Source organism: Neorhizobium sp. T7_12 (genome assembly GCF_002968535.1).
Lineage (GTDB): Bacteria > Pseudomonadota > Alphaproteobacteria > Rhizobiales > Rhizobiaceae > Neorhizobium > Neorhizobium tomejilense.
Genome location: NZ_PVBK01000007.1, coordinates 186,909 through 209,736, shown reverse-complemented (window position 1 = coordinate 209,736; position 22,828 = coordinate 186,909). Strand labels below are relative to the sequence as shown.

The following is a 22,828-nucleotide window of genomic DNA, read 5'->3' as shown; positions in this document are numbered from 1 at the left end:
TTGAATCAAAAAGCCCGGCACATGGCCGGGCTTTTTTTGTTCGCTTCAAAACTCAGTCCTTCTTCGGCGTCGGCATGACGCGGATGGCGAGTTCGCGCAGCTGCTGTGGCGTCGCCGGCGACGGGGCGCCCATAAGCAAGTCCTGCGCCTGCTGGTTCATCGGGAACAGCGTCACTTCGCGCAGGTTCTTGGCGCCGACGAGCAGCATGACGATACGGTCGATGCCGAAGGCGGCACCGCCATGCGGAGGCGCGCCGTACTGGAAGGCGCGATACATGCCGCCGAACCGATCCTCGACATCCGTCTGGCTGAGACCGACCTTTTCAAAGGCCTTGACCATCAGTTCCGGCGACTGGTTACGGATCGAACCCGAAGCGATTTCGAAGCCGTTGCACACCGCGTCGTACTGGAATGCCTTGATCGTCAGCGGATCCTGGTTTTCCAGCGCCTCGATGCCGCCCTGCGGCATGGAGAAGGGGTTGTGGGCGAAATCGAGCTTCTTTTCTTCCTCGCTCCATTCGTAGAACGGGAAGTCGACGATCCAGCACATGTCGAAACGGTCGCGGTCGACAAGGTTCAGTTCCTCGCCGGCGCGGGTGCGGGCTTCGCCTGCGAATTTGTAGAACTTGGCCGGGTCGCCGGCGACGAAGAAGCAGGCGTCGCCGTCATCCAGGCCGAGTTGGGTGCGGATCGCTTCGGTGCGCTCTTCGCCGATGTTCTTGGCGAGCGGGCCGGCGCCTTCGAGCTTGTCGCCTTCCTTGCGCCAGAAGATGTAGCCGAGGCCCGGCTGGCCGGTCGACTGCGCCCAGGCGTTCATGCGGTCGCAGAATGCGCGGCTTCCGCCGGTCTTGGCCGGGATCGCCCAGACTTCGACCTTGGGGTTGGCGGCAATCATGCCGGCGAACACCTTGAAGCCGGAGCCGGCGAAATGTTCGGTGACGGCCTGCATCTCGATCGGGTTGCGCAGGTCCGGCTTGTCGGAACCATATTTGCGGATCGCCACGTCATAGGGAATGCGCGGCCAGTCCTTGGTGACCGGCTTGCCTTCGGCAAACTGCTCGAACACGCCGGTGATCACCGGACCCATCGTGTTCCAGACGTCTTCCTGGGTGACGAAGCTCATTTCCAGGTCGAGCTGGTAGAACTCGCCCGGCAGGCGGTCGGCGCGCGGGTCTTCGTCGCGGAAGCAGGGGGCGATCTGGAAATAACGGTCGAAGCCGGCGACCATCAAGAGCTGCTTGTACTGCTGCGGCGCCTGCGGCAGCGCGAAGAACTTGCCTTCGTGGATGCGGCTCGGCACCAGGAAGTCGCGCGCGCCTTCCGGCGAGGATGCCGTCAGGATCGGCGTCGAATATTCGGCAAAACCGATCTCGCCCATGCGGCGGCGCATGTCGGAGATGATCTGGGTGCGCTTGACGATGTTCCGGTGCAGGGTTTCGCGGCGCAGGTCGAGGAAGCGGTACTTGAGGCGCACGTCTTCCGGATAGTCCGGCTCGCCGAACACCGGCAGCGGCAATTCCTTGGCGGCGGAGAGCACTTCGATCTCCTGGGCGTAGAGTTCGATCTCGCCGGTCGCCATGCCCTTGTTGACGGTGTCTTCCGAGCGCGCCTTGACGAGGCCGTCGATGCGGATCACCCATTCACCGCGGACGATCTCGGCGGTCTTGAAAGCGGGGCTGTCCGGATCGGCGACGACCTGGGTCATGCCGTAATGGTCGCGAAGGTCGATGAACAGCACGCCGCCGTGATCTCGCACGCGATGCACCCAGCCGGACAGGCGGACGGTCGATCCGACGTCGGACTTCTTGAGGGCGGCACAGGTATGGCTGCGGTAACGGTGCATTTCAGTATCCTGGACTGGTAGGTTTTGCGGTCTTTTGGCGTGCATGGCACGGCCTGCCGGCTTTATGGAAAATCGGCGGGAAAAGCGCATGATGGACATGCTTTGTCAAGGCAGAACCGATGTTCCGCCCAAACGCCTGCCGGGAATGACGGGATATCCTGTGGCCTTCAGCGTGTCGAGCCACGCGCGAACAGGTCGCTCATCGCCCTCTCCGTGAACCGCTCACATCAGAAAGGCCAAGCGTGTCGCTTATCGCTGGCCTTGCCGATGGTTCGGGATATAGAACGGGTAGAACCGTCCAAAACCTCTCGCGATTCCCGCATAAAGCCCTCCCCGATGAGCCATATCCGTCCGCTGATCCCCCTCCTCGTTACCGCAGGCATCCTGATCGGCGGCAACGGGTTGCAGGGCACCTATATCGCACTGCGCGGCACGGCTGAGGGCTTTTCGCCCTCGACCATCGGCATGATCGGCGCGGGCTACAGTATCGGCTTCGCCTTCGGCTGCATGTACGTGACGCGGCTTTTGCGCCAGATCGGCCATATCCGCACCTTCTCGGCGATGGCCGCAGTGACGGCGTCCGCTTCGATCGGCATGTCGATGATCGTCGACCCGACTTTCTGGTTCGCGATGCGCTTCGTGACCGGCATCGCGGTCGCCAGCCTGTTTGCGACGGTCGAGAGCTGGATCAACGCCAAGGTCACCAATGCCAATCGGGCGCGCACGCTCTCCGTCTACCGTTTCGTCGATCTCGGCTCGGTGACGGTGGCGCAATACATCATCCCGACCGTCGGCATCGAAGGCCCGATCATCTTCAACATCATCACCATCGCGCTGATCCTGTCGCTGGTGCCGATCTCGATTGCAGACAAGTCGAGCCCGGCGCCGCCGGAAACGATCGCCTTCGATCTCAAGGCGGTCTGGCGTATCTCGCCGCTTGCGGTCGTGGGCGTCATTTCGGTCGGCCTGTCGATGGCGGCCTTCCGCAATATCGGGCCGATCTACGCGGCAGAGATCGGCATGAGCATCACCTCGATCGCCACCTTCATGAGCGCCGGCATCGTCGGCGGCGTGGTGCTGCAATATCCGCTCGGCATCTATTCCGACAGGCTCGACCGGCGCCGCGTCATCCTGTGGACGACGATCGGCTCGATCGTCACCGGCGCCTACCTTTCCTTCGGCGCCGGCACCAGCGAGACCGCCAATATCGTCAGCGTCTTCCTGTTCGGCGCCTTCTCGATGCCGCTCTATTCGCTGTGCTCGGCGCATGGCAACGATTACGCCAAGCCCGGCGAGCATGCGCTGGTTTCGGCCGGCCTGCTGTTCTACTGGTCGGTCGGAGCGACGATCGGGCCGCTGCTCGCCTCGGTCCTGCTGCAGTATTGCGGGCCACGCGCCTTTTTCGCCTACACCTCGTTCATCTTCCTGGGCTTCATGATCTTCACGTTGAGGCGGATGCGGGCGCGTCCTTCAGTGCCCCCGGCGGAGCGTTCCTGGCGCTTCCGGGCATTGCTCCGGACGTCGGCCTATTTCAACCGGCTCGCCGGCCCGCCCGACAGACCCGATAAAGATGAGCGGGAGTAAAGCTTAAACACCGTTCCGTATTGACATATGCGGCCGGAAGGAGAAGGAAGGTTCATCACCCTCACGTGAATGAAACGATGATCCAGACGACCGCCGCACTCGAAGAAGCCTGCATCCAGCTGGCCCAATCGGACTTCATCACTATCGACACCGAGTTCCTCAGGGAAACGACCTTCTGGCCCGAGCTGTGCCTCATCCAGATGGCGAGCCCGACCGTGGAAGTTCTCGTCGATCCGCTCGCCAAGGGGCTGAGCCTGAAACCCTTCTTCGAGCTGATGGCCAATCCCGCCGTCATCAAGGTGTTTCACGCGGCCCGCCAGGATATCGAAATCATCCACCATCTCGGCAATCTGGTGCCGCATCCGATCTTCGATACCCAGGTCGCCGCCATGGTCTGCGGCTTCGGGGATTCGGTCTCCTACGACCAGCTTGTCAGCCGCATCAAGGACGTCCATATCGACAAGTCGTCGCGCTTCACCGACTGGAGCCGCCGGCCGCTGTCCGACAAGCAGCTCGAATATGCGCTCGCCGACGTCACCCATCTGCGCGACGTCTATCTCTTCCTCAAGGCCCAGCTCGAACGGGAAGGCCGGGCGCTGTGGCTGACCGAGGAAATGGCCGTGCTGGAATCGCCCGGCACCTATGACCTGCACCCGGACGACGCCTGGGCGCGCCTCAAGTCGCGCCTGCGCAAGCCGACCGAGCTCGCCGTCCTGAAATTCGTCGCCGCTTGGCGCGAGCGCGAAGCGCGCAGCCGCAATGTGCCGCGTTCCCGCGTGCTGAAGGATGACGCGATCTACGAGATCGCCCAGCAGCAGCCGAAGGATGTGGAAGCCATGTCGCGGCTTCGCACCATTCCGAAAGGCTGGGAGCGCTCCGCCTCCGGCACCGCCATCATCGAGGCGGTCAATGCAGCACTTGCCCTGCCGAAGACCGAGATGCCGCATGCGCCGAAACATGTGCATGTTCCGGAAGGCACCGCAGCCGCCGTCGAGCTGCTCAAGGTTCTCCTGAAGCTGATCTCCGACAAGCAGGGCGTCGCCGCCAAGATCATAGCCAATACCGACGATCTCGAAAGGATCGCCGCCGAGGGCGAGGCCGCCGATGTCGGAGCCTTGCATGGCTGGCGCCGCGACCTTTTCGGCGAAACGGCGCTCAAACTCATCAACGGCGGCGTGGCCCTGCGCTTCGTCAACAAGAAGGTCGAGGCGGTGGAGCTTTAGGGGCTGTGCCCTGATCGCTTGCCTCGAACTTCGCGGCGCTGGAGGCCTGAGCGACCGATGCGCTATCTGACATCGAATGTCCTGATCGCAGTCGTCGTCCTGCTCTCGCTGTTGCTCGTCCTTCTCATGGAAGCGGCGAGCCTTGGAGCCTTTTCGCCGCTCTGGATCCGCCCGATCACCCGGGTGATCTGCGCCGCCAACCTGCTCGTCGCCCTCGCAGGTCTCGTAACCTCGCGGTCAGCCGCCTGGATCAACTATTTGCTGTTGAGCATCACTGCCTATGTCGTGGCCTCGACCACGCCGATCGCCGCGCTCTGGGTCATTCCGAAGACTATGTTCTTCGCAGTCAGTTATGCATTTTCGAGCCTTTGGTAATCTTGTCGACGATCTTCTTCTCGGCCCTGAGCGCGATGCCGACCAGTTTCGCGTCTTCCGGCGCAAACTGCGCGAATACCTCGCGGTTGGCCACGTCATGCCCGGTCGAGAACATTTCCTCGATATAGGCCGACGTCGTCACCTCCCGCTCCAGCGAGCGCCGGTGGATGGTCCGCAGCGTCTCCTGGTCGGCGGTCAGCACCACGATCGGCTGGATGCTCATCGGATTGTAGACATGACCCGCCGCGTCCCGATATGCTTCACCAATGATCGCGGGATTTTGCGCGATGATGCCGCTCGTCAGAAACGCGGTCACGTTGAGCTCCTGCCAAGGGGCGAGGTCATCGCGAAGCACGATCGCGATCTTGGTATCGAACATGAAAAACAACTCCGTCGAAGGTTATGCGAGAACTGACGAGATAGCGGCAGCCGATGCCGCGGGTCTTGAACGTTCGTGCAGCGCCGCAAGCACGTCTGGCGGCAGCGCAAGGTGCGCGCCGGATGGCATCGTCCAGGCGCCCTCCTCGCGCGGCATCGAGCGGATCGAGGCACGGTTCCACGGGCTCGGTTTCGAGCCCCATCGCCACGACACCTATGCGATCGGGATGACGCTTTCCGGCGTGCAGACCTTCCAGTATCGCGGTGCCGCCCGCGCCAGCCTGCCCGGCAATGTCATCGTGCTGCATCCGGACGAGGTGCATGACGGGGCGGCCGGCACCGACGCCGGGCTGCGCTACCGCATGCTCTACCTGCCGCCGGAGCGGCTGATCGAGGCGGCCGGCGGTTCGCGCGGCCTGCCCTTCGTGCCGAATCCCATCATAGCGGATGCGGAATTCCGGCAGTGCCTTGTCGAAGCCCTGGACGATCTCGCGGCCGAGCCGCTGGACCTGCTGCTCGACGACCTGATCGGCCGCATGGCAACAAGCCTCTGGCGCCATGCGGACGGCAAGGGTGGTGCGCCGGGAACGCCGCGCGCGCAACAGGCGGTTCTGCGCTGCCGCGATTACCTGCAGGCGAATTCGGGCCGCACGGTTTCTTCCGAGGAACTCGAGGAGGTGAGCGGCTTCGACCGCTACACGACTGCAAGGCAGTTTCGGAAGCTTCTGGGGACCAGCCCGCACCGCTACCTCGTCATGCGCCGGCTCGATCGGGCAAAGATCATGCTGTCGGAAGGCGGCAGCCTGGCAGATGTCGCAGCCGATGCGGGCTTTGCCGACCAGGCGCATTTCACCCGTCATTTCAAGAAGACGTTCGGCATGACGCCGGGCCGCTGGATGGCGCTCAAGCGCAGCGCCTAAGCTCCCGTGGCATTTGTGAAATTACCGTCATCAAAGCTTCATCGAAGCGTCAATCTTCCATCACCTCGGCGTCATGCACTCACCTTAACCGGTTGGCGTCTTTGACACGCCAACCAACAGGTGATCCCATGACCAAATTTCTGCTTGCTACCCCCGTGGTGATTGGCGCGCTCGCCGCGCTGATCGGCGGCTCCGCTTCTGCCGACGACAAGGTATTCCCGGCCAAGCTCACTGGCCAGGCGATCCTGCCCGCCAACACGGTCGTTCCGGCTCCGGCCGATGCACCGGCGTTCCTCAAGACCTCCGGCAAGTTCACCACCGCCGACCGCAAGCGCACCGAAGCCCTCGGCACCCTGCCGGGCAAGGACGGCGCCCGCGTGACGGACGTCAAGCTGCCGCTCGACGGCCAGCCGGTCCAGGGTTTCTCCGGTATCAAGACCATGGCCGACGGCACGTTCTGGACGCTGTCCGACAACGGTTTCGGCGGCAAGAGCAATTCCTCCGACGCGATGCTGTTCCTGCACCAGATGAAATTCGACTGGGCCGCCAACAAGGCCGAAGTCGTCAAGAATATCTTCCTCTCCGACCCGAACAAGATCGCGCCGTTCCCGATCGTCACGGAAGCTTCGGAGACCCGTTACCTCACCGGCGCCGATTTCGACATCGAATCGATCCAGCCGGTCGCCGACGGCTTCTGGCTCGGCGACGAGTTCGGGCCCTACCTCATCAAGGTCGACATGCAGGGCCGCCTGACCGACGTCGTATCGACGCTCGTCGATGGCAAGCCGGTCACGTCTCCCGACAGCCCGCTCGTCCAGCTGCAGGCCAACCCGGCCGCCAAGGCACCGGTCTTCAACGTGAAGCGCTCCGGCGGCTATGAAGGCCTTGCGATGTCCAAGGACGGAGCCAAGCTCTACGGCCTGCTCGAAGGACCGCTCTACAAGGAAGACGGCAAGGTCGAAGACGCAGAGGGGCTGACGGCCCTGCGCGTCATCGAGTTCGACGTCGCCTCGAAGAAATGGACCGGCCGCTCGTGGCTCTACCCGCTCTCCAAGGGCGGCGAGGCGATCGGCGACTTCAACATGGTCGACGCGACCACCGCTCTGGTCATCGAGCGCGACAACGGCGCCGGCACCGCCGACAAGCCCTGCGCCGATCCGGCGAAGCCCGAGCCGACCTGCTTCAACGCACCGGCCAAGCACAAGCGCGTCTACAAGATCGAAATGACCGACGCCAATGTCGGCAAGGCCGTCCGCAAGATCGGCTATATCGACCTGATGAACATCCAGGACCCGGACAACAGGAAGAAGGCCGGCAGCGTCGCCGGCGTCTACGACATGCCGTTCGTGACGATCGAGAACGTCGACGTCATCGACGCCACCCACATCATCATCGGCAACGACAACAACCTACCCTTCTCCGCCGGCCGCGCCGTCGACAAGGCCGACAATAACGAGTTCAGCGTGCTCGAAGTCGGTGAGTTTCTGGCTGCGAAGTAAGAGGCTGCCCTTATCGGGAAACGTTCGAGATGAAGAGGGCATCCGCCACGCGGATGCCCTCTTTCCTATGGGTCGAAACGCTGCCCCAAGTTCGACGCTATCCGCCTCGTGAAATTTACCATTTAAGAACGCGATTAAGTGACGACGGATCCTTAAAGGTCCTGTTTAGATTCGTCGAAGGGTCGCTTAGTTCCCTGACGATATTGCCCTTCTGAGAACACGGCAGAGAGCTGCCCGATTGTCGCAAGATGAGAATCTGGTTGTTCGCAACCCCTTCATCCGTAGCCTCTTTCGCAGCGTTGATACTGGGCTGAACGGCCCGCGGATCCTGGAGATTGTAAAGAAATTCGGCCGCTTGGTAACGAATGGTCTTGTCCTCGTCAGATGCAGCAGCAACAAGCAATTGGAAATCCGCCTCCTGAATGCCCTCCGATATTTGCTTGGAAGAAGACGGTTGGGCCCTTAACATTTCGCCGAGAGCATAGGTTATTCCCAGCCTCGTTCTATAATCTCGAAAATTCTTGCGCAGTTCCCCCATCATCAGAGGAACGGCACCCGGCCCCATGATAGCGAGGTAGTCACGTGCGTTTCTTCTGATGTAGGTGTCATCGCTGTTGAGTTGTTCCATCAATAAGCGGAGTTCCAGCGGGCTCACTGGCGCCGTAAGCGTATCCGTTTCGGCAAACGCCGCCATGCTCCACCACGGTAACGACTTGACGACACGGGTATCTGCGTCTGCCAGGCTCATAATTGTACCGGCCTCCGAAAAGATCACCTTGTTTCCATCCATGACTCGCCGGTTCGCATAGTCGAAGTTCCATTGGATGAAATTGCCTTCTGCGCTTGCCAGATAGGCCTTCTGAATAGTCGCTGCATCCCCCATCAGCTTGAAAAATTGTTTTGTCTCGTCGAATTCCGTCGTGTCGACCTGTATCGTTAGCCGAGCGCTTCTAAGCTTCTTCTCCAGCATGATGAACTTCAATGTCGACGTCGACCGATCACGATAAAGATACAGCGGATCCTCATCTATAATTCGTAGATCAGCGACCTTCGAGAAATCCCCCTCGAGCCTACCCCTGACGATGTCGATCTCTTTTTTCGGCGGACCGATCTGTATGAGCATCAGGAAAAGTATGATGGCCATCGCGCCCGCACCGGTCGCGGACCAGCCGGCCCAGGCTCCACCTGCCTTCGAGCCGAATGCCGCGAGCACAAGCCCGAATCCGACGCAGATCGTCAACGCAGAGAAAGTCCGGTCGCGATCAAGGACTAGAAGGATTATCCCGACGACGACGAAAAGAATTCCAACGCCGATTCCCAGCCGAACGAGATCGGCTGGAAAATTGTTTTCAGCAGAGATCGATTTCTTCTCCGGGTTACCGGGTGGTGCCTCGTCCACCTCTGCCGGCTTGCCATCAATATGCTCTTCCGGCTGCGCACCCTCTTCCACGTTTGCCATTGCTTGTCTCCGCCCCAGCGAAATCCGCGACAGCTAAAATACCGTTATCTAGCGAAAATTGCAAGCAAAAGTTGTCCATCTGCATCAATCTACGCTCTCCGAGCGGATTGTGGCCCGCCCTACTCGAACCGGAACGCCAGGCGTTTGCCCGTCAGCCTCGCCAGCTGCTGCAGGCGGCCGTCCAGTCGCTCGCCGGCGAAATCGCGGTAGGCGGAGGGGACGACGAATTCGAGGTCGAGATCCGGCTCAGAAGACGCGCGGAAGGTCAGGTGGTGGACGAGACCCGGCATCGAGGCCGAGAAAAGATAGACGACCCGAAGCAGACCGCCGAGCAGCTTTGCAAGATCGAGCAGGCGCGGCGTCGCAATCGTCGCAAGCGGGCCGGTTTCGCCGTCGTCGTGCAGGCCTTCGAAACGGTAGTAGTTGGCAAGCGCCAGATAGGCGCGGCCGGCATGGGTGATGCCGACGAAGGACGAGTGGGCGATCAGGTTCAACGCCTGCAGGCCGCGATAATCCGGATGGGCACGCCAGCTGATATCGGCAAGCAGGCAGGCGGCCTGGCGATAGCGGCTTTCCTCTTCCGTCTCGACGATCCCGAAGGCCGGCACCATCCGGCCGGTCCAGTCGGCAAGCTCGCGGGCGTGTTCGGGCGATCGGGCGCGCAGGATTGCGAGCTGGTCGGCGGCAACCAGCAGCGGATCGCCTGCCTTCTCTTCGTCGGAAAGCAGCGAATAGAGATAACCTTCGCGAACGCCCTGCGCCGAAAAGCTCACCCTGGCGGGCTTCATCACCGCCAGGACTTCCTGCATGGCGATGGCACCGAAGGGCAGCAGCGAACGGCGGCTCTTCGAGACGGCCTGCCAGGCAGGGTCTTTGCTGTCCTTGGCCGCGATCACCTCGTCGAGGAATTTTTGCATATCCTCGAGAGACAGCTCGTAACCCTGCATCATGTGCAGCGGATACTTGCTCATTTCCATGTGCAGCTTGGCGATGTTGCGCCAGGTGCCGCCGACGGCATAGAAGGTTCGGCCCGCGCCGTTTTCCAGGAACCGCGCCGTGTTCACCTGCTTGCGGGCGAAGGTGCGCGCCTTGGAAAGCGAATTCCCGGAGGATTCCGACAGCCGCAGGCCCCCGAGCGGCAGGGTGATACCCTTGCCGAACTCCTTGCCCTTGATGTCGATCAGTTCCAGCGAGCCGCCGCCGAGGTCGCCGGCAATGCCGTCGGGATCATGGAAGCCGCTGATGACGCCGAGCGCCGAATAGCGCGCCTCCTCCTCGCCGGACAGAAGCTGGACCTGCTGGCCGAGGATCTCTTCCGCCTGGCGGATGAAATCCGGGCCGTTGGACGCTTCGCGGGCGGCAGCGGTCGCCAGCACATAGACTTCGGTTGCGCGGGCCTGGGTGGAAAGCGCGCGAAAGCGCTTCAGCGACAACAGGGCACGCTCGACGCCCTCGTCGTCCATGCGCCCGTTCGAACCCAGTCCCTTGCCGAGGCCGCACAGCACCTTCTCGTTGAAGAGGACGGTCGGCGCGCGGGACAGGCCTTCGTAGATAACGACGCGGACGGAGTTCGAGCCAATGTCGATAACGGAGACAGGAGCGACCCCTGGAAGGCGCCCCTGGGCTTCTGATCGTACCATATTGCCTATTTCTTGCGTCCCGACACAAGGCCGGCGATAAGTTTCGGAGCACTCGATTTCAGGGCTTCACCGCGCCCCGAGAGGCTCGGATTGGTCATAAAATAGTGCTGCGCGTTAAAAGGTTCCTCGCCCTTGCGCACTTCCATGCGCCGCGACGTGCCGTCGGCCAATATCTCGTAGCTCTGCTGGTTGTCAATCAGGTTGCCGAGCATGATCTGGGATAAAACCTGCTCGTGCACAGTCGGATTGAGCAGCGGCACCAGCGTCTCGACCCGGCGGTCGAGATTGCGCGGCATCATGTCGGCGGAGCCGATATAGACGAGCGCCTTGTCGGACGGCAGGCCAAAACCGTTGCCGAAGCAGAAGATGCGGCTGTGTTCCAGGAAGCGGCCGACGATCGACTTGACGCGGATATTGTCGGAAAGGCCGGCCACCCGCGGGCGCAGGCAGCAGATGCCGCGCACGACGAGATCGATGTCGACGCCGGCGCGGCTGGCGCGATAGAGCGCGTCGATGATCTCCGGATCGACCAGCGAGTTCATCTTCATCCAGATTGCCGCCGGCTTGCCTTCCTGGGCGTGGCAGATCTCCTCCTCGATATGGCGCAGGATGCGCGGCCGGAGCGTATAGGGCGAGACCGCCAGCTTCATGCTTTCGGCCGGCTCGCCGTAACCGGTGATGAAGTTGAAGATGTTCGCCATGTCGTGGGCGATCTTCGGGTTGCAGGTGAAGAAGGACAGGTCCGTATAGATCTTGGCGGTGATCGGGTGGTAGTTGCCGGTGCCGAGATGGCAATAGGTTCTGAGCTTGCCGTCCTCGCGGCGCACCACCATCGACATCTTGGCATGGGTCTTCAGTTCGATGAAACCGAAGACGACCTGCACGCCGGCGCGCTCCAGGTCTCGCGCCCAGCGGATGTTCGCCTCTTCGTCGAACCGGGCCTTGAGCTCGACCAGCGCCGTCACCGACTTACCGGCCTCGGCCGCGTCGATCAGCGCTCGGACGATCGGGCTGTCGTTCGAGGTGCGGTAGAGCGTCTGCTTGATAGCGAGCACGTCCGGGTCGCGGGCCGCCTGCAGAAGAAACTGCACAACCACGTCAAAGGACTCGTAAGGGTGATGGACCACCATGTCCTTTTCGCGGATGGCTGCGAGACAGTCGCCGGCGTGTTCGCGGACCCGCTCGGGAAATCGGGCATTGTGGGTCTCGAAGCGCAGGTCGTCGCGCGGCGCCTTGGTGATCTCCGACATGGTGTTGAGCGCCAGAAGGCCCGGCAGAACCGCGACGCGGTTTTCCGGCACGCCGAGTTCCTGCACCACGAACTGGCGGAGCGACGCCGGCATTTCCGAATCGGTCTCGATGCGGATGACCTTGCCGCGGCGGCGGCGCTTCAGCGCCGTCTCGAAGAAGCGCACCAGGTCTTCGGCCTCTTCCTCGACTTCGATATCGCTGTCGCGGATGATGCGGAACGTGCCGGCGCCCTTCACCTCGTAACCGGGGAAGAGCCGGTCGGTGAACATGCCGACCACATCTTCCAGCGTAATATAGCGGATCGCGTTGTTGAGGTCCGGCAGGCGGATGAAGCGGTCGAGCGTGGTCGGCAGGCGCAACAGCCCCGTCATCGGCTCCTTGCCGTGCTTGCTGTGCAGTTGCAGGCCCATCGAGAAGCCGAGGTTGGGGATGAACGGGAACGGATGGGCCGGGTCGATCGACAGCGGCGTCAGGACCGGGAAAAGTTCGTCATCGAAGGAGTTCGCCAGCCAATTGCGATCCTCGGCGGACAGCGCCGCCGGCCTGACGATCAGGATGTCTTCCTTGGCGAGATACTGCTGCAGCACGGCGAGCGAGGCCTGCTGCTCCATCTGCAGGTTGTCGATCTCCTGCAGGATGTTGTCGAGCTGCTCGGCCGGCGTCTTGCCGTCCGGCGAGCGGATGACGATGCCCTGCCGCACCTGCCCTTCGAGGCCGGCGACGCGCACCATGAAGAATTCATCGAGATTGGCCGCCGAGATCGACAGGAAGCGGACCCGCTCCAGAAGCGGATGGGCGGTATTCAGCGTTTCCTCGAGGACGCGGCGGTTGAACTGCAGCCAGGAGAATTCACGGTTGATGAACCGGTCCGGACTGGTCATCAGGTCGAAGTCGGTATTGGCCGCCTCCAGGCCGGGTTCGCGCGTTTCAGTCGTGATCGAATCCATCTCATCCATCCCAATGCTAACCCTTGGTCATGCCAACCATCAGGGCCGACTACAGTTTGACGAGGGAATTGTCACAGTCAATCGTCGGCGCCGCCCCCGGTTCCGGAATTCCCAAAATCGTTCAACACCTCCGCCGCCAGCGGGCGGGTTATCCGCGTGCCGCGCGCCAGCGCCAGGCGGTCCAGCCGCTCGACGATCGTCTGCGCCGCGCCGAGCGACCGTTCCATCCGGTTGACGATGTAGCCGACCAGTTTGTCGTCGATATAAAGCTGGCGGTCGGCGAACAGCTTGACGATCACCTGGGCCAGGAGGTCCTCGTCCGGTTCGCCGATTTCCACCACGGTCGCCGCCTTCAGCCGGGATTTGAGGTCCGGCAGGGTAACGCCCCAGGAGACCGGCCACAGGCGCGAGGTCATCAGCAGACTATGGCCGTTCTCGCGCACGCTGTTGATGACGTGAAAGAGTTCGGTTTCGTCGAAACCACGGCGTTCGGCATCCTCGAACAGGACTGGCCCGGCAGCGGCAACCGCTGCGGCATTCGAGCCGGCGACGGGATGGATATCGGCCGCCCCCGCCTTTTCCCGCCAGATATGCGCCAGGTGCGATTTTCCCGACCCTACCGGGCCGGCCAGCACGACGACCGGCGACGGCCAGGCCGGCCATTCGTCGACGATCGCCACGGCCGCAGCCAGGCGTTCGGACACCAGGAGGTCGTCCCGGGTTCTCGCCGCATCATGGGTGAATTGCAGCGGCAACTGCTCTTGTCTGCGCCGCTCGCGCTCGCTCGTCTCGGTCATTGATCTTTCAAATGCTCTTCTGAGAGTCATTCGTGTGAGGGTCATTCGGGGCGGTTATCTCTGCGCCGTTTTCGGCATGTTCCAGCACATGCGGCCGTTCGGCCTCTTCCCAGGGGAGTTCCGCCGCTCGCCCGAAATAGATGTCGCTGTCAAGATACCGCGACAGCACGAAACGGACAAGCACGCCGACCACCGCGGCGGCCGGCACGGCGATCAGCAAGCCGACGAAGCCGAATATGGCGCCGAAGGCAAACAAGGCGAACATCAGCCAGACCGGATGCAGGCCGACGCTTTCGCCGACCAGTTTCGGCTGAAGGATATTGCCCTCGATGAACTGGCCGACGAAGAAAACGCCGGCGACCGCCAGGATCCACGGATAATCCGGCCAGAACTGCACCAGCGCCACGCCGACCGAGAGAACCAGGCCGATCAGCGAGCCGATATAGGGAATGAAGCTGATCATGCCGGCGATGAAGCCGATCAGAAGCCCGAAATTGAGCCCGACGACCGACAGGCCAACCGCATAGAAGATGCCAAGGATGAGGCAGAGCGAGCCCTGGCCGCGAATGAAACCGGCGACCGATTCATCCATTTCCCGGGCGATCTCGCGCACCGTCGCCACCTGGTCGCGCGGCACCCAGCTATCCACCTTGGCGACCATCCGGTCCCAGTCGAGCAAGATATAGAAGGCGACGACCGGCGTGACGATCAGTAGCGACACGACGTCGATGATCGCCTTGCCGGAATTCCAGATCTGGGCGAGCAGCGAACCAACGAAACCGGCACCCTGGCTCAACACCTCGGAGAAATTCTGCTTCACCGTCTCGATCTGGGCGCTGATCCAATGCGGCAGGAACGAGCTTTCCGGGCTCGATATGATCTGCTGCAGCTGGGAAATATAGCCCGGCAGGGCTGCGGCGAACTCGGTGAACTGGTTGATGATGATCGGGATCACCAGCATCAGTGACAGCGCGAAGACCAGCACGAAACAGACCAGGATCACCACCGTCGCCATCAGCCGGCTTAAGCCCCGTCTTTCCAGCCAGTCGGCCACCGGATCGAGGAAGTAGGCGAGCGCCATCCCGGCCACGAAAGGCAGCAGGATCGAACGGAAGAACCAGAGAAACACCACGAAGACGATGAGAACGCCGACCCAGAAGAAGATGTAGCGCTTCAGGCTCGCGCCGCTGATATGATATGCCATCGCCGCTTCCTCTGAATTGCCCGGGCGAAAAAGGGATAGGGAAGCCCGTAACCCAGGTCAAGGGTTTGGAAGCGGTGCAGCAAGACCTGTGAAAAGCCTTCAAAACCGCGTCCAACGCTTGCATCCGGCGCGATGTCGTGCAATTGCGGGCCGCTACAACGATCATTGGAGATGAACGATGAGCGAGGCGGGCAAGAACGGTCTCACCTATAGCGATGCCGGCGTCGATATCGACGCGGGCAACCTCATGGTCGAGAAGATCAAGCCGGCCGTGCGCTCGACCCGCCGGCCCGGCGCAGACGGCGAAATCGGCGGCTTCGGCGGCCTCTTCGATCTGAAGGCAGCGGGCTTCACCGATCCGATCCTCGTCGCCGCCAATGACGGCGTCGGCACGAAGCTGAAGATCGCCATCGACGCCGACTTCCACGACACGGTCGGCATCGACCTCGTCGCCATGTGCGTCAACGATCTGGTGGTCCAGGGCGCCGAACCGCTGCTCTTCCTCGACTATTTCGCCACCGGCAAGCTCGATCCTGACCAGGGTGCGGCAATCGTCTCCGGCATTGCCGCCGGCTGCCGCGAGGCAGGCTGCGCGCTGATCGGCGGCGAGACCGCCGAAATGCCCGGCATGTATTCCGACGGCGATTACGACCTGGCGGGTTTTGCAGTCGGTGCAGCCGAGCGCGGCCAGCTGCTGCCGGTCGGCGATATCGCTTCCGGCGACGTCATCCTCGGCCTCACCTCCTCCGGCGTTCATTCGAACGGCTTTTCGCTGGTCCGCAAGATCGTGACGCTTTCGGGCCTCGCCTGGGACGCACCCTCTCCCTTCCGTGAGGGCATGACTCTGGGTGAGGCGCTTCTGACGCCGACCCGCATCTATGTGAAGCCGCTCCTGAAGGCGATCCGCGAAACCGGCGCCCTGAAGGCGCTCGCCCACATTACCGGCGGCGGCTTCCCGGAAAACATCCCGCGCGTGCTGCCGAAGAACCTGGCGGCCGAAATCGATCTCGACTCCATTCCCGTCCCGCCCGTCTTCTCCTGGCTCGCAAAAACCGGCGGCGTCGAAGCGAAGGAAATGCTGCGCACCTTCAACTGCGGTATCGGCATGATCATCGTGGTCGCGCCCGAGAACGCCCAGGCGGTCGCCGATATCCTGACCGGCGAGGGCGAAATCGTCGTGCCGCTCGGCCGCATGGCCGAACGCGCCGAAGGCGGCCCCGGCGTGATCTACCAGGGCACGCTCGGCCTATGAGCACACCCGCGGCCGAAACGGCGCGCAGAAAGCGCGTCGCCGTATTCATCTCCGGCGGCGGCTCCAATATGCTGGCGCTTGCCGATGCCTGCGCCACGCCGGATTTCCCCGCCGAAATCGTCGCAGTCTTCTCCGACAAACCCTCGGCGGGCGGCATCGAGAAGGCGCAGGCGCGCGGCATCAAGACCTTCGTTTTCGAACGCAAGGGTTTTGCCGGCAAGGCCGAACACGAGGCGGCGATCCTTGCGGCCCTCGATGAGGTCCAGCCAGACATCCTCTGCCTCGCCGGCTACATGCGGCTCTTCTCGGCCGAGTTCATCAGCCGCTACGAAGGCAGCATCCTCAACATCCACCCTGCCCTTCTGCCGCTCTTCCCAGGCCTTCACACCCATGAACGCGCCATCGAGGCCGGCGTGAAGATCGCCGGCTGCACCGTGCATTTCGTCACCGAAGGCATGGACGAAGGCCCGATCGTCGCCCAGGGCGCCGTCCCGTTGCTCGCCGACGACACCCCCGAGACCCTGGCCGGCCGCGTGCTGACCGTGGAACACAAGCTCTATCCGCTGGCGCTGAAACTGCTGGCGGAAGGCAAGGTGCGGATGGAGGGCGGCCGGACGATCACCTCGCCCGGCACTGAGACCGATATCGCGGACCAGCGGATTTTTTCCGCAGGCGTCTAAGCCCTATGCCGCCAGCGCCCGGAGTGGGTGCAGCGTGCCGTCGCTGTAGACGAAGCGGCCGGCGCGGAAGGTGGCTCGGATGCGGTGCACGTCGCCCTTTTCCACCACCACCAGATCGGCGCGCTGGCCGATGACGATCTCGCCGCGATCCGTCAGGCCAGCGGAGCGGGCGGCATTGCCGGTCGCCATGGCGACGGCCGCCGGCAGGCCACCTTGCGCCACGTCCGCCAGCTTGAAGACGCCCGGCACGAAAGCAGCCGGATGATAGTCGGCGGCAATCACCGTCAGCAGACCGGCCTTGGCGGCATTGAGGGCGCTCAGATTGCCTGACATGGACTTGCCACGCAGCGCGTTCGGCGCGCCCATCAGCGTCCAGAGCCCGCGTCGGCGCGCCTCTTCGGCGGCCGGCAGCGTCACCGGGAATTCGCTGATCGTGACGCCGAGATCGTGCATCTCGGCCACCTTCTCGATGCTGTCGTCGTCATGGGAAGCGAGCGACAGGCGATGCTTGAGGGCGAGGGAGACAATCTCCTTCAGTTTCACCTCGATCTGCGGATTGCTGCGCATGGCGATGCGCTTCTGAACAATCTCGGCGGCCATTTCCTCGGAAATCGCCCGGCGTTCGGAGATGCTGGCGACATAGGCGGCGATGTTGTTGTACTGGCCCTGGCCCGGCGTGTGGTCGGTGAGCGATACCATGTCGATCTCGTCGGCCTTCAGCAGCCGTTCGAGCGCCGGCGCGGCGCCGACATTGGTGATCTCGTAGCGGGCGTGTACGCGGTGGTCGATCAGCAGGTTGTCGCGCAGGCGGTTGATGCCCTCGATGACGGCCGAGGTCGTTTCCAGCGAGCGGACATGGCCATAGACGCTTTCGGTGGCGAAGGAAACGGCCGCATAAGCCGTGGTGACGCCGGCGGCGGCGAGTTTCTTGTCCAGTTCATGGATGCCGAAATCGATCGGCATCTGGGCGTTCGGTCGCGGCGCGATCTCGCGCTCGATCATGTCGCCATGCAGATCGACGAAGCCCGGCATCAGCAACCGCCCGCCGCCGTCGATCACGGCGCCGGCGACCGGTTCGGGGCGGATCTCGGCGATCACGCCATCTTCAACCCGCACAGAACCTGAGTTCACCACCTCGTTCGGCAGAACGAGGGTGAAATTGCCGAGCCACATGGCTTTCTCCTGACCATATAAGGATGATTATCAAGAGGCAGCGCTTAGCCGCCATTCGTGACATTCATGTGAAATCGGCGCGGCACAAGGTCAAGTCACAATCATACGGCGTCTGAAACAACAGGCGAACGCGCCGATCGGCGTTTCAAGCCTGCGCGGCGGCACCGCCCGGACATCAGACGGTGAATGACGCCCGGTTTATCACCGCCCATTGCAGCATCATGATCGTCTTCGCATCGATGATTTCGCCGTTGCCGATCATCGCCACCGCCTCGTCGAGCGGCAGTTCGAGAACCTCGATATCCTCGTGCTCCTCGGCGAGACCCCCGCCACCGTTCACCCGGTCGGAGAGGTCGACCGGCGCGTGGAAAAAATGCACGAGTTCGGTGATCGCGCCGGGCGACATGAATGCCTTGAAGACAAACCGCACATCCCGCAGGCGGTAGCCGGTTTCCTCCATCGCTTCGCGCCGGATCGCCTCTTCCGGGTGGTCCTCGTCAAGCAGCCCGGCCGGGACCTCGACCATCCATGCCGGCTTGCCGGTGAGATAGGCGGGCAATCGGAACTGCCTCACCAGCACGACCATGTCGCGCCGGGCATCGTAGAGAAGGATGCAGGCGGCCTCGGACTTATGGTAAATTTCGCGATGCAGGCGGTGCGTCTCGCCGCTGCGATCGGCGTAGTCGAGCTCGTAGCTCGAAAGCCGCGTCCAGCCGTCCGACAACGTCTTCTCGCTGACGAGCTTCACCCGATCATTCCCCTCGGTCATGCTGCGTCCTTGCGAAGCCAAACCTTGTTGTCGTGGAAGGCCGCACCGCCATAGGGCGCCACGGCATCGGCGCCGGTCAGCACGTTGATGCCCTCGCCGTCGAGATGTTTGCGGTTCGGCCACAGCCCCTCGGCGATCAGCACTCCCGGCCTCGCGCCAGCCACCAGCCTTGCATGCAGGCGGATTTCGCCGCGGGTGTTGCCGAGCCGGACGATATCGCCGTCGACGATGCCGAGGCGCTCCGCATCGGTCGGCTCGATCATCACTTCCGGCCGCCCTTCCCGCTCGTACGAGCTTTTCGTCTCGGAGAAGGAGGAGTTGAGGAAGCTGCGGGCCGGCGAAGTCGCCAGCCGGAAGGGATGTGCCTCGTCCGCCACCTCGATGACGTCGACCTGGTCGGGGAAAATCGGCAGTTCGGCGATCGGTCCCAGCGGCCCGACATTTTTCGGCGGCTTGTCCGGCGACGGGCCGTTCGCCCAGTCCGGCCTGAAACGGAATTTGCCGTCCGGATAACCGAACCCCTTGATGTAATGCGCGGTTTCGAAATCCGGCTGCGCGTCGATCCATTTGTCGCGCGCCAGATCGTCGTAAGCGCCCCAGTGGCTGGCCTTCAGGATGCGGTCGATATGTTGGCGTTCGTCGAGGCCGAAACCGGGAAAGTGATCGACGCCGAGGCGTTTGGCCAGTTCCTCGATGACGAAGAGGTTGGTGCGCACCGTGGACGGCGGCTCAACCAGCTTCGGCCCGAGCAGGATATGCTGCTGCCCGCCGGCGCGGTAGAGGTCGTCATGCTCGACGAACATCGTTGCCGGCAGGACGATATCGGCGACTTCGGCCGTATCGGTCATGAACTGCTCGTGCACCGCGACGAACAGGTCGTCGCGCAAGAAGCCCTGGCGGACGAGGCGCTGTTCCGGGGCGACGTTCATCGGGTTGGTGTTCTGGATCAGCAGCGCCGTCACCGGCCCGCCGTTCCGCAGCGCTTCCGCATCGCCGGTCAGCACCCGGCCGATCTGCGACTGGTCGAGCTGGCGGATATCGGGATCGGCATAGGCCGTGCCCATCAGCTCGGACTTGTTGAGCCGGAAAATCTCGCCGTTGTTGTGAAAAGCGCCGCCGCCCTCGTATTGCCAGCAGCCGAGCACCGTCGCGATCGACAGCGCCGCATGCATGGCGACCGTGCCGTTCCTCTGGCGGGCAAAACCGTAGCCCAGCCGGAAGAAGGTTTTCTGGGTCGTGCCGACGAGGCGGGCGAAGGTCTCGATCTCTTCGACCGACAGGCCGGTGATGGCGGAGGCCCATTCCGGCGTCTTCGCCTTCAGATGCGCTTCGAGGCCGGCCGGGTCGTCGGCATATTGCGCCATGTAGGCGCGGTCGGCATATCCGTCGCGGAAAGCGACGTGCATGACGGCGCAGGCAAGCGCCGCATCGGTGCCGGGGCGCACGGTCAGCGCCATATCGGCCTGTTTCATCGTCGGGTTGTCGTAGATGTCGATGACGACGATCTTGGCGCCGCGTTCCTTGCGAGCCTTCACCGCATGGGTCATGACGTTGACCTGGGTGGAGACGGCGTTGGTGCCCCAGATCACCACGCAATCGGACTTCGCCATCTCGCGCGGATCGGGACCACGCAGGGCGCCGGTTCCCATCACGTAACCGGTCCAGGCCATGTTGGTGCAGATCGTGCCGAAGAAGCCGGAGTATTTTTTGGCATGCCGCAGGCGCTCGATCGAATCGCGCTGCACCTGCCCCATCGTGCCGGCATAGAAATAGGGCCAGATCGCCTCCGACCCGTGTTTCGCCTCGGCCTTGACGAAGGCGTCGGCGATCTCGTCGAGTGCGGCCTCCCAGGAAACCTCCTGCCAGTTCCCCTCGCCCTTGGCGCCCACGCGGCGCTTCGGGTGCATCAGCCGGCCGGGATGGTAGAGCCGCTCGGAGTAACGGGCGACCTTGGCGCAGATGACGCCGGCCGTATAGCTGTTGTCGGCAGCACCGCGCACGCGGCCGATCCTGCCGTCGGCGGTGAGATCGATGTCGAGCGCGCAAGCCGACGGACAGTCGTGCGGACAGACGGTGTGTCCGACGGAATTGTGGCCGGACTTTTCTGGGGCGATTGGGGTTTTCGCGGTAGTCGGGGTCGCAACGTTCATGGCTTTTCTATATTGCAAGCTGACGTCCGCAAAAAGCGTGATTTGCAGCGCATCAATTTAATTCAAGCGAGACACCAGCAACGATGAACTACCGGCACATCTATCACGCGGGCAATTTTGCCGATGTCCTCAAACACGCGATCCTTGCGCGGCTGATCCGCTACGCCCAGAACAAGGACAAGGCGTTTCGCATGCTAGATACCCATGCCGGTATCGGGCTTTACGACCTTTCCTCTGACGAGGCGCAGAAGACAGGCGAATGGCGCGACGGCATCGGCCGGCTGATGGAAGCGGAACTGCCGGCAAAGGTCGCGGACCTGCTGGAGCCCTATCTGACGGCGGTCAGGGAACTGAACCCGACCGGCGCGCTGAAACTCTATCCCGGCTCGCCGAAACTCGCCCGCATGCTGTTCCGCCCGCAGGACCGGTTGTCGGCCATGGAACTGCATCCGGAGGATTTCAACCGCCTGCACAATCTGTTCGAAGGCGATTTCCAGGTACGCGCCACCGAACTCGACGGCTGGCTGGCGCTCGGCGCCCATCTGCCGCCGAAGGAAAAGCGCGGAATCGTGCTCGTCGATCCGCCTTTCGAGGAAGAAGGCGAATATAGGCGGCTGGTGAAAGGCCTGTCGACCGCATGGCGCCGGTTCCAGAGCGGCACCTTCTGCCTCTGGTATCCGATCAAGAAGGGTGCGCCGCTCAGGGCCTTCCACGACGAGCTGAAGGCGCTGGAAATCCCGAAAATGCTATGCGCAGAATTGACCGTCCAAAGCGACCGCGAGACGACCGGGCTGTCCGGCTCCGGCCTCATCATCGTCAACCCACCCTTCACACTGAAGGAGGAGCTGCACGCGCTTCTGCCGACCTTGAAAACCATCCTGGCGCAGGACCGGTTCGCCTCGCAGCGCGCCTTCTGGCTGACCGGTGAGACCGTCGACAGCGACCTCGATTCGGAGTCTTGACCGGGCGAGGCTTCCCGCCCATGGTGCCGCGCATTGCAGGGGGCCGGCCGATGACCAACCGATTTATCGCTTTCCTTTTTCTCGCACTTTTCGCGTCCACTGCCTCCGCCCAGGAGCGCCGATCGGACAATCGGCAGGATCATGCGGGGCAGTTCGATTTCTACGTCCTGTCGCTTTCCTGGTCGCCGACCTTCTGCGCTTCGCAGAGCGGCGGCAAGAACGACCAGCAATGCAGCACGGACAAGGATTTCCGTTTCATCGTCCACGGGCTGTGGCCGCAATACGAAAAGGGCTATCCGGATTTCTGCGAAACGAAGGAACCGGGCCGCGTGCCGCAATCGCTCGGCCAGCCGCTCTTCGACATCATGCCGTCGATGGGACTGATCGGCCATCAGTGGCGCAAGCACGGAAGCTGCACGGGGCTCAGTCAGCGTGATTATTTCGGCAAGCTGCGTGACGCCTTTTCGCGGGTCAAACTGCCCGCCGACCTGTCCCGCGGCGACTCGGCCCTGACGCTGTCGGCCGACCAGATCGAAGAGAAGTTCCTCGCCGCCAATCCGGGCATGAGCCGGCGCGGCATTTCGACGAGTTGCGAGGGCCGGCAACTGGAGGAAGTGCGCATCTGCCTCAGCAAGGACCTGCAATTCCGCGATTGCGCCGAAGTCGATCGTGACGGCTGCCGGATCAGCCAGATCACTCTGCCGCCGGCAAGATGACATTTA

19 protein-coding genes are annotated in these 22,828 nt (G+C 62.8%); 9 read left to right on the top strand and 10 right to left on the bottom strand.

Annotated features, from left to right (window positions below):
• Positions 1 to 52: 52 nt before the first annotated feature.
• Positions 53 to 1,843 (bottom strand): aspartate--tRNA ligase, encoded by a 1,791-nt coding sequence (aspS, locus tag C5J26_RS17820; protein WP_105402957.1) that lies wholly within the window; start codon positions 1,841 to 1,843, stop codon positions 53 to 55.
• Positions 1,844 to 2,179: 336 nt separating this feature from the next.
• On the opposite strand from aspS, the gene C5J26_RS17815 reads away from it, so the two are divergent.
• The 3 genes from C5J26_RS17815 to C5J26_RS17805 all read left to right on the top strand — a co-directional run bounded on the left by C5J26_RS17815 (position 2,180) and on the right by C5J26_RS17805 (position 5,025).
• Entirely contained in the window at positions 2,180 to 3,427 is a 1,248-nt protein-coding gene (locus tag C5J26_RS17815; RefSeq protein WP_105402956.1) for an MFS transporter, read from the top strand.
• A 77-nt stretch (positions 3,428 to 3,504) separates the two neighbouring features.
• A complete protein-coding gene (gene rnd / locus C5J26_RS17810) occupies positions 3,505 to 4,650 on the top strand; it encodes a ribonuclease D (protein WP_105402955.1) in 1,146 nt (381 codons plus the stop codon).
• A 57-nt stretch (positions 4,651 to 4,707) separates the two neighbouring features.
• Complete coding sequence (locus C5J26_RS17805; RefSeq protein ID WP_105402954.1) at positions 4,708 to 5,025, top strand: hypothetical protein; 318 nt, start codon at positions 4,708 to 4,710, stop codon at positions 5,023 to 5,025.
• On the opposite strand, the gene C5J26_RS17800 is transcribed toward C5J26_RS17805, so the two are convergent.
• Positions 4,997 to 5,404 (bottom strand): DUF2000 family protein, encoded by a 408-nt coding sequence (locus C5J26_RS17800; RefSeq protein ID WP_046667829.1) that lies wholly within the window; start codon positions 5,402 to 5,404, stop codon positions 4,997 to 4,999. The genes C5J26_RS17805 and C5J26_RS17800 overlap by 29 nt on opposite strands.
• On the opposite strand from C5J26_RS17800, the gene C5J26_RS17795 reads away from it, so the two are divergent.
• Positions 5,403 to 6,323 carry an AraC family transcriptional regulator gene (locus C5J26_RS17795; RefSeq protein WP_105402953.1) on the top strand — a complete coding sequence of 307 codons (921 nt, stop codon included), beginning with the start codon at positions 5,403 to 5,405 and terminating at the stop codon, positions 6,321 to 6,323. The genes C5J26_RS17800 and C5J26_RS17795 overlap by 2 nt on opposite strands.
• Before the next feature lie 128 nt (positions 6,324 to 6,451).
• Positions 6,452 to 7,822, top strand: a complete 1,371-nt coding sequence (locus tag C5J26_RS17790) for an esterase-like activity of phytase family protein (protein ID WP_105402952.1) — start codon at positions 6,452 to 6,454, stop codon at positions 7,820 to 7,822.
• Between the two features lie 115 nt (positions 7,823 to 7,937).
• On the opposite strand, the gene C5J26_RS17785 is transcribed toward C5J26_RS17790, so the two are convergent.
• The 5 genes from C5J26_RS17785 to C5J26_RS17765 form a co-directional block, all read right to left on the bottom strand.
• Positions 7,938 to 9,281 carry a DUF308 domain-containing protein gene (locus C5J26_RS17785; RefSeq protein WP_105402951.1) on the bottom strand — a complete coding sequence of 448 codons (1,344 nt, stop codon included), beginning with the start codon at positions 9,279 to 9,281 and terminating at the stop codon, positions 7,938 to 7,940.
• A 119-nt stretch (positions 9,282 to 9,400) separates the two neighbouring features.
• Positions 9,401 to 10,921 (bottom strand): exopolyphosphatase, encoded by a 1,521-nt coding sequence (gene ppx, locus C5J26_RS17780; RefSeq protein ID WP_105402950.1) that lies wholly within the window; start codon positions 10,919 to 10,921, stop codon positions 9,401 to 9,403.
• Positions 10,922 to 10,926: 5 nt separating this feature from the next.
• On the bottom strand, positions 10,927 to 13,128 hold the full coding sequence (locus C5J26_RS17775) for an RNA degradosome polyphosphate kinase (protein ID WP_371411987.1): 2,202 nt from the start codon (positions 13,126 to 13,128) through the stop codon (positions 10,927 to 10,929).
• Between the two features lie 68 nt (positions 13,129 to 13,196).
• Positions 13,197 to 13,916: a DnaA regulatory inactivator HdaA gene (hdaA, locus tag C5J26_RS17770; RefSeq protein ID WP_105402949.1), complete on the bottom strand. Its 720-nt coding sequence runs from the start codon at positions 13,914 to 13,916 to the stop codon at positions 13,197 to 13,199.
• Positions 13,917 to 13,923: 7 nt separating this feature from the next.
• On the bottom strand, positions 13,924 to 15,120 hold the full coding sequence (locus tag C5J26_RS17765) for an AI-2E family transporter (protein WP_105402948.1): 1,197 nt from the start codon (positions 15,118 to 15,120) through the stop codon (positions 13,924 to 13,926).
• 178 nt (positions 15,121 to 15,298) lie between these two features.
• Between C5J26_RS17765 and purM the strand changes: the two genes are divergently transcribed.
• Positions 15,299 to 16,372, top strand: coding sequence for a phosphoribosylformylglycinamidine cyclo-ligase (gene purM, locus C5J26_RS17760; protein ID WP_046636502.1), 1,074 nt, complete (start codon positions 15,299 to 15,301; stop codon positions 16,370 to 16,372).
• Entirely contained in the window at positions 16,369 to 17,052 is a 684-nt protein-coding gene (gene purN, locus C5J26_RS17755) for a phosphoribosylglycinamide formyltransferase (protein WP_105402947.1), read from the top strand. The genes purM and purN overlap by 4 nt, the downstream gene beginning before the upstream one ends.
• Before the next feature lie 3 nt (positions 17,053 to 17,055).
• Here the strand turns inward: purN and C5J26_RS17750 are convergent, their stop codons facing one another.
• The 3 genes from C5J26_RS17750 to C5J26_RS17740 form a co-directional block, all read right to left on the bottom strand.
• Positions 17,056 to 18,225 carry an alpha-D-ribose 1-methylphosphonate 5-triphosphate diphosphatase gene (locus tag C5J26_RS17750; RefSeq protein WP_105402946.1) on the bottom strand — a complete coding sequence of 390 codons (1,170 nt, stop codon included), beginning with the start codon at positions 18,223 to 18,225 and terminating at the stop codon, positions 17,056 to 17,058.
• 175 nt (positions 18,226 to 18,400) lie between these two features.
• Complete coding sequence (locus C5J26_RS17745) at positions 18,401 to 18,994, bottom strand: NUDIX domain-containing protein (protein ID WP_105402945.1); 594 nt, start codon at positions 18,992 to 18,994, stop codon at positions 18,401 to 18,403.
• Entirely contained in the window at positions 18,991 to 21,144 is a 2,154-nt protein-coding gene (locus C5J26_RS17740; protein ID WP_105402944.1) for a molybdopterin-dependent oxidoreductase, read from the bottom strand. The genes C5J26_RS17745 and C5J26_RS17740 overlap by 4 nt, the downstream gene beginning before the upstream one ends.
• Before the next feature lie 83 nt (positions 21,145 to 21,227).
• Between C5J26_RS17740 and C5J26_RS17735 the strand changes: the two genes are divergently transcribed.
• Together C5J26_RS17735 and C5J26_RS17730 are read left to right on the top strand one after the other, a co-directional pair.
• Positions 21,228 to 22,106 (top strand): 23S rRNA (adenine(2030)-N(6))-methyltransferase RlmJ, encoded by an 879-nt coding sequence (locus C5J26_RS17735; RefSeq protein ID WP_105402943.1) that lies wholly within the window; start codon positions 21,228 to 21,230, stop codon positions 22,104 to 22,106.
• 50 nt (positions 22,107 to 22,156) lie between these two features.
• Positions 22,157 to 22,822 (top strand): ribonuclease, encoded by a 666-nt coding sequence (locus C5J26_RS17730; protein WP_105403018.1) that lies wholly within the window; start codon positions 22,157 to 22,159, stop codon positions 22,820 to 22,822.
• Positions 22,823 to 22,828: the final 6 nt, after the last annotated feature.

Excerpts from the sequence above, each read along its gene's own strand:
- C5J26_RS17785 (WP_105402951.1), bottom strand. The coding sequence starts at position 9,281 with ATGGCAAACGTGGAAGAGGGTGCGCAGCCGGAAGAGCATATTGATGGC.
- hdaA (WP_105402949.1), bottom strand. The coding sequence starts at position 13,916 with ATGACCGAGACGAGCGAGCGCGAGCGGCGCAGACAAGAGCAGTTGCCG.
- C5J26_RS17765 (WP_105402948.1), bottom strand. The coding sequence starts at position 15,120 with ATGGCATATCATATCAGCGGCGCGAGCCTGAAGCGCTACATCTTCTTC.
- C5J26_RS17800 (WP_046667829.1), bottom strand. The coding sequence starts at position 5,404 with ATGTTCGATACCAAGATCGCGATCGTGCTTCGCGATGACCTCGCCCCT.
- C5J26_RS17775 (WP_371411987.1), bottom strand. The coding sequence starts at position 13,128 with ATGGATGAGATGGATTCGATCACGACTGAAACGCGCGAACCCGGCCTG.
- C5J26_RS17805 (WP_105402954.1), top strand. The coding sequence starts at position 4,708 with ATGCGCTATCTGACATCGAATGTCCTGATCGCAGTCGTCGTCCTGCTC.
- C5J26_RS17815 (WP_105402956.1), top strand. The coding sequence starts at position 2,180 with ATGAGCCATATCCGTCCGCTGATCCCCCTCCTCGTTACCGCAGGCATC.
- ppx (WP_105402950.1), bottom strand. The coding sequence starts at position 10,921 with ATGGTACGATCAGAAGCCCAGGGGCGCCTTCCAGGGGTCGCTCCTGTC.
- C5J26_RS17740 (WP_105402944.1), bottom strand. The coding sequence starts at position 21,144 with ATGAACGTTGCGACCCCGACTACCGCGAAAACCCCAATCGCCCCAGAA.
- C5J26_RS17745 (WP_105402945.1), bottom strand. The coding sequence starts at position 18,994 with ATGACCGAGGGGAATGATCGGGTGAAGCTCGTCAGCGAGAAGACGTTG.
- rnd (WP_105402955.1), top strand. The coding sequence starts at position 3,505 with ATGATCCAGACGACCGCCGCACTCGAAGAAGCCTGCATCCAGCTGGCC.
- aspS (WP_105402957.1), bottom strand. The coding sequence starts at position 1,843 with ATGCACCGTTACCGCAGCCATACCTGTGCCGCCCTCAAGAAGTCCGAC.
- purM (WP_046636502.1), top strand. The coding sequence starts at position 15,299 with ATGAGCGAGGCGGGCAAGAACGGTCTCACCTATAGCGATGCCGGCGTC.
- C5J26_RS17735 (WP_105402943.1), top strand. The coding sequence starts at position 21,228 with ATGAACTACCGGCACATCTATCACGCGGGCAATTTTGCCGATGTCCTC.
- purN (WP_105402947.1), top strand. The coding sequence starts at position 16,369 with ATGAGCACACCCGCGGCCGAAACGGCGCGCAGAAAGCGCGTCGCCGTA.
- C5J26_RS17730 (WP_105403018.1), top strand. The coding sequence starts at position 22,157 with ATGACCAACCGATTTATCGCTTTCCTTTTTCTCGCACTTTTCGCGTCC.
- C5J26_RS17790 (WP_105402952.1), top strand. The coding sequence starts at position 6,452 with ATGACCAAATTTCTGCTTGCTACCCCCGTGGTGATTGGCGCGCTCGCC.
- C5J26_RS17795 (WP_105402953.1), top strand. The coding sequence starts at position 5,403 with ATGAAAAACAACTCCGTCGAAGGTTATGCGAGAACTGACGAGATAGCG.
- C5J26_RS17750 (WP_105402946.1), bottom strand. The coding sequence starts at position 18,225 with ATGTGGCTCGGCAATTTCACCCTCGTTCTGCCGAACGAGGTGGTGAAC.